Origin of the sequence: Enterococcus sp. CR-Ec1 (assembly GCF_002850555.1) — a bacterium.
GTDB lineage: Bacteria > Bacillota > Bacilli > Lactobacillales > Enterococcaceae > Enterococcus_D > Enterococcus_D entomosocium.
Genome location: NZ_CP025223.1, coordinates 2,125,466 through 2,138,171, shown reverse-complemented (window position 1 = coordinate 2,138,171; position 12,706 = coordinate 2,125,466). Strand labels below are relative to the sequence as shown.

The window sequence follows — 12,706 nt, the reverse complement described above, 5'->3', positions numbered from 1 at the left end:
GTTTCACAAGTTTTTCTCACCCGTACTGTTTTAAAGAAGAGGGGATTTTTCTGAAGTTTTTATTAAAATTGTCCGTTTAATGAAAAAAGAGGCTTGAATTTAAGTTTATTTTACTATAATTGGATACTGGGATACTTTTTAAATAAGGCGGGTAAAAAATTTTGGAGTATATAGAAAAATTGTATAGGTTTTATTTAACCAAAAAACAGGTAGATAAATTAACTGTTGTTAGAAATATCATTTTGGAGAAGCAGCTGTCTCTCGATAAAATATGTGAAACGACAAACAAATCTTTGTATCAGGTGAAAATATTGATCAATGAAATCGCCGAAGATATGAGAGAGTTTACGACTTTTGACGAGTCAATTTTTTTGCTGAAAAAGAGAACTGTTTATTTGTCACGAGAATTAAATGAAGAACAAAGCCTGCATATTTTTGTGAATCTAAAGAAAAAATATTTCTTAGAATCTCCTTATTATCGTCTATTATCCTATTTGTTAAGAAAAAGAAAGACCCGTATGGTGGACATCTCGGAAGAATTGATTTTTAGTATTTCTTATTGTTATAAATTGATCAGCTATCTTAAGAAAATGCTGGTTATCCAAAATGTTCCGATTACTATCAATAACAATACAGATTCCATTGATTTGACAGGGGCAGAGCCGTGTGTGAGGATGTACCATTATTTAGTTGAGATCATGGCTTGTAATGTATACATCAATCAGCGAACCCGTGCCAGCGTTGAATTAGCAGCTAAAGAATATGAGCCGTTAAAAACCACAAAAGTGAAGCACGACATTATGTTTTCAATCATTGAAAATGCGGTGTTGAGAGGCTATATTGTCAATGAGTTAGACGATGCTTCCATCACTATTTATGAGCAAATCAAGCAACTAGATGGGGAAAAGCAAGTGATCAAGCTGCTGCCGATCAGAAGTCAGCAAGATATTGAGAAAGAACAGATTTTTTATCATTTCTGGGTTTTTCTTTTCATACCTGAAACGATCTCGGATCAAGAAAAACTACTTTTGGGCCAAAAGCTGAGAAATCTTTTAGGAAATCCGCTGGTCGAATTTTCTGCCGATGTTGTAGCTGTCTTGTCGCAAAAGTATAATCTTTCTAAAGAGATCGAAGAATTCATTACCTATGAATTAGTGATGAATACATGGGGCTGTCTTCATCTCTTTTTGGATAGTTTTGTGTCTACTGAAGATTTGTCCTCTACGAACGAACGAGTATTAGAGGTGGAAGAGCTGATTGCAGCTGCCTTGCAGCGCCATTCGTTTGTAATAGAAAAAGAAGCCCTCTTCTTAAGGAAAATCGCTCAGATCACAGCGTCTTATTTACCTATCCAGGAAGAGGAACCGATTCGCATTGGTATTTCTCTTTTGAACCATCCAGAATATATTCCGGTCATTAAAAACAAACTGTTGAAAATTTACAATGAAAATGTGATTCACTTTAGTTCGAATTTAGGAGACTCAGATATATTGGTTTCTGATGGCGTGCTAATCCATAATGAGTCGCAGAAATTCACATTTTTTGGCAATGTTCATAGTACCAAGGATTGGCACAATCTAAATGTGATGATCCAGTCGATGATTTCTAATAAATATACTTGAAAAGAGAGCGTATGGCTCTCTTTTTTTACTTGAACATCAGGTATCGTTGGTCGAAGTACTAACCAATAGAAGGAAGAGAGAAGACAAAAAAAGATATCTATAAAAGAGGGCTGCGACAGTCACCTTTTATAGATATTTTTTAAACCCGTGATCAGGCAAAGCTAACGTGATGAGGATAACGTTTTTTTGATGGAGATTTCCACCACTTCGGGCATTTGGATCACAGAGATCGTTGCAGGATCATAAGAGCCATCAGGTAATTTTTTCAAGAAGTAATTTTTGATTTCTTCAACTTCCGTCGGGCGAATAGTTCTTTTTTTATTGATCAGCAAAATTTCATTGTGGTTCGGCGCTGAGGTAAAGATCACGGTTGTATCTCCGGCTGTGTAAACCTTTACAAGTTCCGCGTCGGTATTTTCAAGTTGATTCAATACTAGTCGAGAATGGCTGTTCGTAACATTGATTAATTTCACCAGACTCACCTCACATTCTATGTATTTATTAATAACATTATAGGGCGTTTTTTTTCAAAAGAAAAGCCAGACAACTCGGAATTACCCAATTTTTTGGCAAAACATGGTTGTCTGGCAAAGGAAACGTTTCGTTACACGTTTTGGCAGCTTGTTACTCGTTTGTTTCCGATGCTTCTTCTTCAGAAGCCGGATTGGCTTCTTCAAGAGGTGCAGGGGACTCAGCGGAGGTCACAATGATTTTATCTGCATCTTCTAATTGTGCTTTTAGTTGATGTACTTGTGGATGCTCAAGATAAAATTCTGCAATGCCGTCTTCGATTTGATCTTGGATGGTTCTACGCAATGGGCGAGCCCCCATCGTTGCACTGTAACCAAGATCCACCAATTTTTCTTGCACGTCTTGTGGAACGTCGATATGCAGTTTTTGTTGGCTAAGGGTTTGATTGACTTCATGCAGCATGAGAGACACGATCGATAACAAGTTTTCCTTGCTTAAAGCTTTAAATTCGATGATGCCGTCAAAGCGGTTGAGAAACTCTGGTGTAAAGTAATTATTCAATTGATTCAAAACGGAACGAGTGATACCTTCACGCGCCGCACCGAAGCCAACGTTAGCTTCAACTTTGCCGGTTCCGGCATTACTTGTCATGATGATCAAGGTGTCCTTAAAGCTGACGGTACGTCCTTGAGCATCGGTCAAGCGACCATCATCGAGAATTTGCAAGAACATATGCAATACATCAGGATGGGCTTTTTCTACTTCATCTAATAGAATCAAGCTGTAAGGATTCCGACGAACTTTTTCAGTCAATTGACCTGCTTCTTCATAGCCAACATAGCCTGGAGGAGAACCAATCAATTTGGATACACTGTGTTTCTCCATGTATTCTGACATGTCGAAACGAATCATTGATTCTTCAGAACCAAACATTTCATAAGCTAATTGTTTTGCTAATTCGGTTTTCCCGACACCGGTTGGACCGACGAATAGGAAAGAGCCGATCGGACGGTTTTGTTTGCCTAAACCGACCCGATTTCTGCGGATCGCTTTTGCAACTTTGTCGATTGCTTCGTCTTGACCAATAACTTTAGCTTTCAAGTCATCCGCAAGATTCCTCAACTGGGTTTGTTCTTTTTCTTTTAATTCCCCAACAGGGATATTTGTCCGTTCTTCAACGATTTGTTCCATGTCTTTTTCGGTGATGACAGGCGTTTCTTCTTCGCTGATTTGACGTTCTTTCATTTTTTGAAGCTTGTTGATTTGATCGCGATAGTAAGCAGCTTTTTCAAAATCTTCTTCTCGAGAGGCAGCTTGTTTTTGTTCTTCCGCTTCTTGTAATTTCTTTTCGATCGTTTTTGGATCAACGATTTGGATCGTCAAGTTTTTCTTCGAACCTGTTTCATCTAGCAGATCGATCGCTTTATCAGGCAAGAATCGATCTTGAATGTAACGGTTAGAAAGGGTAGCGGCAGCTGCGATCGCTTCATCCGTATATTTCACATGATGGTAATCTTCATAACGCGGTTGTAGGCCTTTTAAAATACGAATGGTTTCTTCCACAGAAGGTTCATCCACACGTACTGGTTGCAAACGCCGTTCTAAAGCGGCGTCTTTTTCGATAATGCGGTATTCATTTAACGTCGTTGCTCCGACCATTTGTAGTTCTCCACGGGCAAGAGCTGGTTTTAAGATGTTTCCAGCATCCATATTTCCGTCGCCGGCTGCACCAGCGCCAACGATTTCATGGACTTCATCGATAAACAAGATCACATTTTCCGCTTGCTTGATTTCTTCGATCAATTTTTGGATGCGTTCTTCAAATTGGCCACGAATACCTGTGCCTTGAACAAGCGACGCAACGTCCAAACGAATAACTTCTTTTTCCATCAATTTTTGTGGCACATCACCATCAACGATTTTTTGGGCTAACCCTTCAACAACGGCAGTTTTCCCAACCCCAGGTTCACCAATCAATACAGGATTATTCTTGGTTCGGCGATTAAGGATCTCGATCACGCGTTTGATTTCTGAATCACGACCGACCACTGGATCGACTTCACCATCACGAGCCATTTGAGTGATATTGATGCCATATTCTCCCAGCAGACCCGCAGGCGCTTGGTTATTGCGTGGTGGTTGCCCGCCAACAAAACCGTTACCGCCAGTTTGTGTCGGTGGGGTTTGTTCATAAGGGGGATTTCCTTGCTGCATTTGACGAGACATTTGACGGAATAAATCATCAAGATTGCCAAATCCAAAAGGATCTTGTGCCATTGCAGCTGCAGCATTCCCAGATTGTGCTTTTATTTTTTGGTAACAACTTTGACAATAATCGAGTTGTTTTCTTTGACCATTGACATTGGCATATAAATGAATTGAAGCTTCATTTTTGCCGCAATTTTGACAAAGCATAGATTCACGACCTTTCATATTTGTTCCAACAACCCTATTTTACGGCGCATTTGATTGCTTGTAAAAGAAAAGGGGCTGTGGGCAAAGTAACGGTCACCTTCAAGGTAATGTGTTATTGACCTTTACTGACCATAATTCTATTATACTAACTTTTTGTCAGACTGCAAGAATTTTACCTTTAAAAATTTTCCCTTCGATTTCACTTATAGAAGCGGTCTTTTAAATAAAAAGTAATTCCTATATAATAGAAAGAAAGAGGTGAGAATAGACGTTGGAGAACAGAGATTTTGCTGCAGAAGTAGTACGTTTACGTAATGGAGAGATCCAAGAATTGATTGTCCAACAGCCGGAATTTCTGGCGTTTAGAGATGTCTGGCTCCAGTTGGAAGACCGGTCTTCTTTTGTCGGAGAAGCGGGGTTAAATGGGAAGATCATCTACCGTTACGTGCAAGAAAATAAATAGGACATTTATTTCAATCGTTTATTTAAGAGAAAACGGTTGTCTATCGAGGAAAAAAATGGTAATCTTAACAGTTGAAAGGGCGATTTTTTTCGGGTATCATTGCATGCATGGAAATTTTGCCTTCACACAAAAAAACGTATCATAAAGGAGATTGATCAATATGGAAAAGAAAGATTTTCACGTAGTTGCTGAGACAGGGATTCACGCACGTCCAGCTACATTATTGGTTCAAACAGCAAGCAAATTCAACTCTGATATCAACTTAGAGTACAAAGGTAAATCAGTAAACCTTAAATCAATCATGGGCGTAATGTCATTAGGTGTTGGCCAAGGTTCTGATGTAACTATCACTGCTGAAGGTGCTGACGAAGCAGATGCAATCGCTGCAATCGTAGAAACAATGAAAAAAGAAGGTTTGTCTGAATAATGGTTGAGATGCTAAAAGGAATTGCTGCTAGTGATGGTGTAGCCGTTGCGAAAGCCTACCTGTTAGTACAACCTGATTTATCTTTTTCAAAAGTATCAGTTGAAGATACTGCAGCAGAGGAAGCACGCTTAGATGATGCGTTAGCGAAGTCAACAGCGGAATTACAACAAATCCGCGACAAAGCAGCGCAAACTTTAGGTGAAGCAGAAGCACAAGTATTTGATGCTCATTTAATGGTTCTTTCAGATCCTGAGATGATCGGTCAAATCAAACAAAACGTGACAGATAACAAAGTCAATGCAGAAGCTGCATTGAAAGAAGTTACTGACATGTATATTGGTATGTTTGAAGCAATGGATGACAATGCTTACATGCAAGAACGGGCAGCTGACATCAAAGATGTTGCTAAACGTATCTTGGCGCATTTGTTGAATGTGACTTTGCCTAATCCTTCAATGATCAACGAAGAAGTAGTCGTTGTTGCGCATGACTTGACACCAAGTGATACCGCACAATTAGACCGCAACTTTGTTAAAGCTTTTGTAACAGATATCGGTGGACGTACTTCTCATTCCGCAATCATGGCACGTTCTCTTGAAATCCCAGCAATCGTTGGAACGATGGAGATCACTGCAAAAGTGAAAGCGGGCGACATCTTAGCTGTTAACGGCATTATCGGTGACGTTATCGTCAACCCGACAGATGACCAAGCGGCTGAATTTGTTGAAGCTGGGAAAGCCTACGCAGATCAAAAAGCAGAGTGGGAAAAATTAAAAGATGCTGAAACAGTTACGGCTGATGGTAAGCACTTTGAATTAGCTGCGAACATTGGTACACCAAAAGATTTAGAAGGTGTCCACAACAATGGTGCAGAAGCAGTCGGTTTATACCGGACTGAATTCTTGTACATGGATTCTCCTGATTTCCCAACAGAAGAAGACCAATATAAAGCGTATAAAGCAGTTCTAGAAGGAATGGCTGGAAAACCAGTGGTTGTCCGCACAATGGATATCGGTGGCGATAAAGAACTTCCTTACTTAAAATTGCCTCATGAAATGAATCCTTTCTTAGGCTATCGTGCATTGCGTATCAGCTTGTCTGAACTTGGGGACGACATGTTCCGTACCCAACTTCGTGCGTTGTTACGTGCTTCTGCTCATGGTAACTTACGTATTATGTTCCCAATGGTGGCAACATTGAAAGAGTTCCGTACAGCGAAGAAAATGTATGAAGAAGAGCGTCAAAAATTGATTGACGAAGGCGTTGAGATTTCTAACGAGATCCAAGTCGGAATCATGATCGAAATTCCAGCAGCAGCTGTCTTAGCAGACAAGTTTGCGAAGGAAGTTGACTTCTTCAGTATTGGTACCAATGACTTGATCCAATACACAATGGCTGCAGACCGCATGAATGAACGCGTGTCTTACTTGTACCAACCATACAACCCATCCATCTTACGCTTGATCAAAAACGTGATCGATTCAGCGCATGCTGAAGGCAAATGGGCTGGTATGTGTGGAGAAATGGCCGGCGATCAAACTGCTGTGCCACTTCTTGTAGGTATGGGCTTAGATGAGTTCTCAATGAGTGCAACATCTGTTCTGAAAACACGTAGCTTAATGAAACGTTTGTCAACCACTGACATGCAAGAATTAGCAAAACGTGCTTTAGAAGATTGCGATACAATGGAAGAAGTTGTAGAGTTAATCGAACAGTATGTAAAATAATCATTTCTAGGCAACAAGCAATTTTTGCTTGTTGCCTTTTTTTGTTTTAAGAAGACATTTTGTTTGATTTGACTTGCAACAACTTACTACTTTTTTCAGAAAACGAACAGTTTTGTCATATCTTGGAATTAAGCTATGATTCCCTGAGTTTTTCCCGTATCATGGTTAAATGGGGAACAAAATCTAGGACCATGGTAGGAGTATCTCTGCGATCGCCTATGGTATACTAATATCAGATATAAGCATTTCCAAGGAGGAATCATCTTTGAAAGTACTTCTTTATTTTGAAGGAGAAAAATTATTAGCTAAATCAGGTATCGGTCGCGCATTGGCCCATCAGCAACGAGCGCTGACATCTGTCGGGATTCCTTTTACTCTTGATAAAAATGATGAGGATTATGACATTCTTCACATCAACACGTATGGAATCAATAGTATGCATATGGTCAATAAAGCCAAAAGACAAGGAAAAAAAGTGATTTACCATGCCCATTCTACAGAAGAGGATTTTCGGAATTCATTTATCGGTTCAAATCAGCTTTCGCCATTATATAAAAAATATTTGATCAATCTTTATTCCAGAGCCGATCAATTGATCACCCCGACCCCTTATTCGAAAGAACTTTTGGAAGGGTATGGTATCCAAGTGCCGATCGAAGCGATCTCAAACGGGATCGATCTTGACAAATATCAGCCGGATCATGAGAAAGAAAAAGCCTTTCGTGAGTATTTTCAGCTTTTACCTGATCAAAAAGTCATTATATCGGTCGGCTTGTTTTTTGAACGAAAAGGCATTCTTGATTTTGTAGAGATAGCTAGACAATTGCCTGAATATACGTTTATCTGGTTTGGTCATACACCAATGATGACGATTCCTAAGCAGATTCGCGACCTTGTCAATGAAGACCATCCAGAAAATGTGCTGTTTCCCGGCTATATCAAAGGAGACATCATCGAAGGGGCATATTCAGCGGCTGATCTGTTCTTCTTTCCTTCCTATGAAGAAACAGAAGGGATCGTGGTCCTTGAGGCGTTAGCCAGCCACCAAAATGTGCTTGTTCGGGATATTCCAGTATATAAAGGGTGGCTAAGCAATGGGCACAATGCATACATGGAGAAAACCAATCAAGGGTTTATCGAGAAAATCAAAGGAATCGTAGATGGCACGTTGCCACAGTTAAGTGAAGCGGGTTATGAAACGGCCAAGCAAAAGAGTATTGATGAAATCGGATATGAGCTAAAAGAAGTTTATACAAAAGTGATGAATACGGAATAAAGAAACTAATGTAAAGTTTGGAGGTACCGTTTTGAAAATCGGATTTTTTACAGACACCTACTTCCCCCAGGTAAGTGGTGTGGCGACATCGATCAAGACATTGAAAGAAGAGCTTGAGAAAAAAGGCCATAAAGTGTATATCTTTACTACGACCGATCCCAATGCTGATCTAGACGAAGAAGATATCATTCGCATGCCAAGTGTCCCGTTTGTGTCCTTCAAAGATCGGCGAATCGTAGTGCGCGGCATGTTGTATGCCTATTTGATCGCCAAAGAGTTAGAGTTGGAATTGATCCATACCCATACCGAGTTTGGCTCTGGGATGTTAGGGAAAATGGTGGGGCGCAAATTGCAAATTCCTGTGATCCATACCTACCATACGATGTATGAAGACTACTTGCACTACATCGCCAATGGGAAGGTCTTACGGCCGTCTCACGTGAAATATCTTTCGCGGCTATTTGCCAACCACTCGACAGGTGTTGTTTGTCCAAGTGAACGAGTCATCGATACGCTGAGGGGGTATGGTGTGGTTTCACCGATGCGGATCATCCCCACAGGGATCGAAGTCGAGAAGTTTCGTCGACCGGACATTACATCTGAAATGAAAAAAGAATTGCGGGAGAAATTAGGCATCACTGAGGATCAACCCATGCTGCTTTCTCTCAGTCGTATTTCTTATGAAAAGAATATCCAAGCGATCATCGATGGAATGCCGGAAATTCTAACCAAGATTCCTGATGCGCAATTAGTGATCGTTGGGAAAGGTCCGCATAAAGAAAAATTAGAAGAAAAAGTGGTGGATATGGCGCTAACTGACCATGTTCAATTTGTCGGCGAAGTGGCGAATGATAAAGTGGCGATCTATTACCACGCTGCCGATTACTTCGTCAGTGCCTCCACTTCAGAAACACAAGGACTGACATACACGGAAGCAATGGCTGCTGGGACCCCATTAGTCGTTGAAGGCAATGATTACTTAAACACCTTGATCGATGATCCATCGTTAGGCGTCACCTTTGAGAGTGATCGGGATTTCGCAAAAGCATTTATTGATTATTATGAACAAAAGATTCCTGCTGATCCCGAAGTTCTTTCTAGGAAGATGTACGAGATCTCGGCATTACGCTTTGGTGAGTCGATGCTGTCTTTCTACCATGATATGGTTGCCTATTATGAAACCGAACGCATCGAGAAAGAAACCGAGCAGACGTTAGAAAAATTCAAAGTCAAATTAAAGGCTTTTCGCCGAACGATCGATTAAACAGAAAATTTTCGCAAGTTCATGTTTTAGCGTATACTAAAGACATGAACTTTTTTATTTTGGAGGGATCTGCATGAAATTAGGATTTATCGGTACTGGTGTCATGGGTCAAGCGATGGTTGGTCATCTCTTAGCTGCAGGACATACAGTGAATGTTTACAATCGGACGAAAGCAAAAACAGATGAACTCGTTGCGAATGGAGCAATTTGGTGTGACACCCCAACAGAAGTTGCATCAGAAAGTGAAATCATCTTTACAATGGTTGGGTATCCATCCGACGTTGAAGAAGTTTACTATGGGCCTCAAGGGATTTTTCAAACGGCTGTGACGGGCATAACATTGGTGGATTTTACCACCAGTACACCTGATTTGGCAGAACGAATCTATCAGACAGCGAAGGAAAAAGGTGCTGCGAGTATCGATGCGCCAGTTTCTGGTGGTGACCTTGGTGCCAAAAATGCCACGCTAACGATTATGGTTGGTGGCGATGAAGAAGCTTACCAACAAGTAAAACCACTTTTTGAAGTATTAGGAAAGACGTTTCAACTTCAAGGAGGGGCAGGAAAGGGTCAGCATACGAAAATGGCCAATCAGATCATGATTGCCGGAACCATGACGGGGATGACAGAAATGCTGGTCTATGCGAACCAAGCGGGTCTAGATTTACCACGAGTGATTGACACCCTTTCTGGCGGTGGTGCTGCCAATTGGTCCATGACGAATTACAGTCCACGTATCCTAAAAGAGGATTATTCACCAGGTTTTTTTGTCAAACATTTCATCAAAGATCTGGGGATCGCTCTGGATGAAGCCAAGAAGATGGGATTGGATTTGCCAAGCACCACTTTAGCTAAAAAATTGTATGATCAGTTGGCTGAAAAAGGCTATGAAAATGACGGAACGCAGGCGCTGATTAAACTTTGGTGGCAAGATGGAAAAAAATCTTAAAATGACAAAAAAAATACGAAAAATCAATGCAAGATAGAGGATGTTTTGATACAATATAACGGACAGAAAAAGGAGGCTTACGAATGAAAAGTTCGCAATTAGTCGCTATCATCAAACGTTTAGAAGCGATGGTCGAAGCGCAAGACAATGAAGTTCAAGTACGTCGTTTTGAAAAAGAAGGCGTCGAAAAATGTACCGTTACTTATGACAATTCGACAGAAACGTTTGAATTAACGGAAGCAGAATCAAGTCAATCTTATCAATTTGATAATGTTGATATTGTAGCCATGGAAATCTATGATTTGATCCAATAAGAATGAGTGGGACGTTCGTCGTCGCTTTCTCATTTCTATACAGCAAGCCTACTTGGGCTTGCTGTTTTTTATTTATCTGCTGCTTTTTCTTGGCGGTACAGGTGATTAAGGATGATCCCTAATGGATCGAGATCTTCCGGGGCTAAAGGCAGCGCAGCGCTTGATGGCGGAAGTGGCTGGAATGTTTCTTCGGGAGAAAGAATGTTTGTTTGGATCAACTTACCAAAGCTGACTTGATAGTATTTGAGTTGAGTCGTCTGTGATACTGGCTCCTCTAAGTCAAGGGGAATCGAAAAAATCACTTCCGGTTCTTGAATGAACTGATTGACCCTCACGATTTCTTGGTAAAAGCTTTCTGCTAAATGGATCTCTCGCTGCAGTACACTAGCTTGTTCAAACAATAAGTGATCAATCAGGTATGCCAAGCGTTTTTTAAGGAGTGAAAAACAGTCTGTCTTCTTTCCTGCAAAAAAACAGCCGATCTCTCGCCACTTCTCTTCCAAGGGATACGCCTCCATTTGAGGGAGTTGTTTACGTAAGGTTAATAGCGTCAGTTCGTTGACAGTCGGCAATTGAAACGTTTCTGACAATAATTGAAACAACACAGGCAATTTTTTGTTTGCCGAAAGGGGCCATAACTGCCAATTTGTGGTGTTTGAGTGATCGTGAAGCTATGATTCGTCAAATCAACAAAGCAATAGTTCGCTGAATGGTTCATTTGGCGGTTGTAGATAGGATGAAAAGCTTGGATCAAACGACATTCAAGTAATAGTGCATCCAATTCGGTATCTGTTTCGATGGTTTCAAAATCAACGACATTATAAACAAGTCGAAGTACCTTATTCGCATGCTGCTGGTTTTTTCGGAAGTAGGAAACGACACGCTGCTTCAATGATTTGGCTTTTCCCACATACAAGACTTCGTTGTGTTGATCTTTCATTAGATAAACGCCAGGCTTTTCAGGCAGTGCATTTGCTTTGTTTTTTAGAAACTCTTTGTTCGGATTCATCGATCGTTCCTCTCCTTCCTTCAAAGAGTAGCAGATGAGAGCGGAGAGAGCAACGTTTGCTGGCCATTGACAAGAAAAAAATAGGAATAGAGTGGAGACAACGCAATGATAAACTTTGACATTCAAAGGAAATTTCTCTATAACGGAAACAGATTATTTTGTCAACTCGCAGCTTTTAGAATCTTAGAAAATCAGTTCTCAAATAAAAATGTGCTTAAAAATAAAAAAAGTTCGAAAAAATTCTTGCATTTCTCAATAACTTCCGATATAGTTTGACTATCAAATGATTTGATTATCAAAGTATTCGGATGGTGAAGGTTATGGAACCCAATTTAGAAACAGTTAATGACTACTTAGTCAGCGTCTTTAATGACATCTTAGTGATTGAAGAATCTGAATTGAAAAAATCTCAATTCAAAGACCTTTCAATTACCGAAATGCATACCATCGAAGCCATCGGGATGTACAAAAAAAAGACCACGACTGAAGTTGCCAAAGAGCTTTCGATCACTGTTGGGACTTTGACCATCGCGATCAATCGTTTGGTGAAAAAAGAATATGTAGAACGGATTCGCAGTGAAGATGATCGGCGAGTCGTCAAACTAGGTTTGACGAAAAAAGGAAAACTCCTTTATCGTGTTCATCAGCATTTTCATCGTGAGATGGTGAAAGGTGTCTTGAGTCAGATGTCTCCTGAAGAGGAACAGGCACTGTTGAAAGCACTGAAAAATCTGCATGACTTTTTACAAGATTATAAGTGAGAATAATG

The 12,706-nt window shown here is 40.4% G+C and carries 13 protein-coding genes; 9 read left to right on the top strand and 4 right to left on the bottom strand.

Going from position 1 to position 12,706, the window contains the following annotated elements:
- Positions 1-302 precede the first annotated feature (302 nt).
- The gene (locus CXM95_RS10365) at positions 303-1,622 is read left to right on the top strand and encodes a helix-turn-helix domain-containing protein (RefSeq protein ID WP_223347168.1); all 1,320 of its coding nucleotides are present in this window, start codon (positions 303-305) and stop codon (positions 1,620-1,622) included.
- Positions 1,623-1,783: 161 nt separating this feature from the next.
- Here CXM95_RS10365 and CXM95_RS10360 read toward each other — a convergent pair whose 3' ends face one another.
- Together CXM95_RS10360 and CXM95_RS10355 are read right to left on the bottom strand one after the other, a co-directional pair.
- On the bottom strand, positions 1,784-2,095 hold the full coding sequence (locus CXM95_RS10360; RefSeq protein WP_008378223.1) for a DUF1827 family protein: 312 nt from the start codon (positions 2,093-2,095) through the stop codon (positions 1,784-1,786).
- A 151-nt stretch (positions 2,096-2,246) separates the two neighbouring features.
- Complete coding sequence (locus CXM95_RS10355) at positions 2,247-4,508, bottom strand: ATP-dependent Clp protease ATP-binding subunit (RefSeq protein ID WP_034878864.1); 2,262 nt, start codon at positions 4,506-4,508, stop codon at positions 2,247-2,249.
- 271 nt (positions 4,509-4,779) lie between these two features.
- On the opposite strand from CXM95_RS10355, the gene CXM95_RS10350 reads away from it, so the two are divergent.
- From CXM95_RS10350 to CXM95_RS10315, 7 genes are all read left to right on the top strand, one after another.
- Complete coding sequence (locus CXM95_RS10350; RefSeq protein ID WP_005235564.1) at positions 4,780-4,971, top strand: hypothetical protein; 192 nt, start codon at positions 4,780-4,782, stop codon at positions 4,969-4,971.
- Between the two features lie 160 nt (positions 4,972-5,131).
- Positions 5,132-5,398, top strand: a complete 267-nt coding sequence (locus CXM95_RS10340) for a phosphocarrier protein HPr (RefSeq protein WP_003126335.1) — start codon at positions 5,132-5,134, stop codon at positions 5,396-5,398.
- The gene (ptsP, locus tag CXM95_RS10335) at positions 5,398-7,125 is read left to right on the top strand and encodes a phosphoenolpyruvate--protein phosphotransferase (protein WP_008378209.1); all 1,728 of its coding nucleotides are present in this window, start codon (positions 5,398-5,400) and stop codon (positions 7,123-7,125) included. The genes CXM95_RS10340 and ptsP overlap by 1 nt, the downstream gene beginning before the upstream one ends.
- A 265-nt stretch (positions 7,126-7,390) precedes the next feature.
- On the top strand, positions 7,391-8,401 hold the full coding sequence (locus tag CXM95_RS10330) for a glycosyltransferase (protein ID WP_005235568.1): 1,011 nt from the start codon (positions 7,391-7,393) through the stop codon (positions 8,399-8,401).
- Between the two features lie 31 nt (positions 8,402-8,432).
- Positions 8,433-9,665, top strand: coding sequence for a glycosyltransferase family 4 protein (locus CXM95_RS10325; protein WP_005235570.1), 1,233 nt, complete (start codon positions 8,433-8,435; stop codon positions 9,663-9,665).
- 73 nt (positions 9,666-9,738) lie between these two features.
- On the top strand, positions 9,739-10,614 hold the full coding sequence (locus CXM95_RS10320) for an NAD(P)-dependent oxidoreductase (protein WP_101699138.1): 876 nt from the start codon (positions 9,739-9,741) through the stop codon (positions 10,612-10,614).
- 83 nt (positions 10,615-10,697) lie between these two features.
- Positions 10,698-10,928, top strand: a complete 231-nt coding sequence (locus tag CXM95_RS10315) for a YkuJ family protein (protein WP_005225886.1) — start codon at positions 10,698-10,700, stop codon at positions 10,926-10,928.
- A gap of 68 nt (positions 10,929-10,996) precedes the next feature.
- Here CXM95_RS10315 and CXM95_RS18995 read toward each other — a convergent pair whose 3' ends face one another.
- Positions 10,997-11,431 carry a hypothetical protein gene (locus CXM95_RS18995; protein ID WP_233499040.1) on the bottom strand — a complete coding sequence of 145 codons (435 nt, stop codon included), beginning with the start codon at positions 11,429-11,431 and terminating at the stop codon, positions 10,997-10,999.
- 47 nt (positions 11,432-11,478) lie between these two features.
- A complete protein-coding gene (locus CXM95_RS18990; RefSeq protein WP_233499039.1) occupies positions 11,479-11,937 on the bottom strand; it encodes a GIY-YIG nuclease family protein in 459 nt (152 codons plus the stop codon).
- Between the two features lie 320 nt (positions 11,938-12,257).
- Between CXM95_RS18990 and fabT the strand changes: the two genes are divergently transcribed.
- A complete protein-coding gene (fabT, locus tag CXM95_RS10305; RefSeq protein ID WP_008378199.1) occupies positions 12,258-12,698 on the top strand; it encodes a fatty acid biosynthesis transcriptional regulator FabT in 441 nt (146 codons plus the stop codon).
- Positions 12,699-12,706: the final 8 nt, after the last annotated feature.

Excerpts from the sequence above, each read along its gene's own strand:
- CXM95_RS10355 (WP_034878864.1), bottom strand. The coding sequence starts at position 4,508 with ATGCTTTGTCAAAATTGCGGCAAAAATGAAGCTTCAATTCATTTATAT.
- CXM95_RS10340 (WP_003126335.1), top strand. The coding sequence starts at position 5,132 with ATGGAAAAGAAAGATTTTCACGTAGTTGCTGAGACAGGGATTCACGCA.
- ptsP (WP_008378209.1), top strand. The coding sequence starts at position 5,398 with ATGGTTGAGATGCTAAAAGGAATTGCTGCTAGTGATGGTGTAGCCGTT.
- CXM95_RS10320 (WP_101699138.1), top strand. The coding sequence starts at position 9,739 with ATGAAATTAGGATTTATCGGTACTGGTGTCATGGGTCAAGCGATGGTT.
- CXM95_RS10315 (WP_005225886.1), top strand. The coding sequence starts at position 10,698 with ATGAAAAGTTCGCAATTAGTCGCTATCATCAAACGTTTAGAAGCGATG.
- CXM95_RS18990 (WP_233499039.1), bottom strand. The coding sequence starts at position 11,937 with ATGAATCCGAACAAAGAGTTTCTAAAAAACAAAGCAAATGCACTGCCT.
- fabT (WP_008378199.1), top strand. The coding sequence starts at position 12,258 with ATGGAACCCAATTTAGAAACAGTTAATGACTACTTAGTCAGCGTCTTT.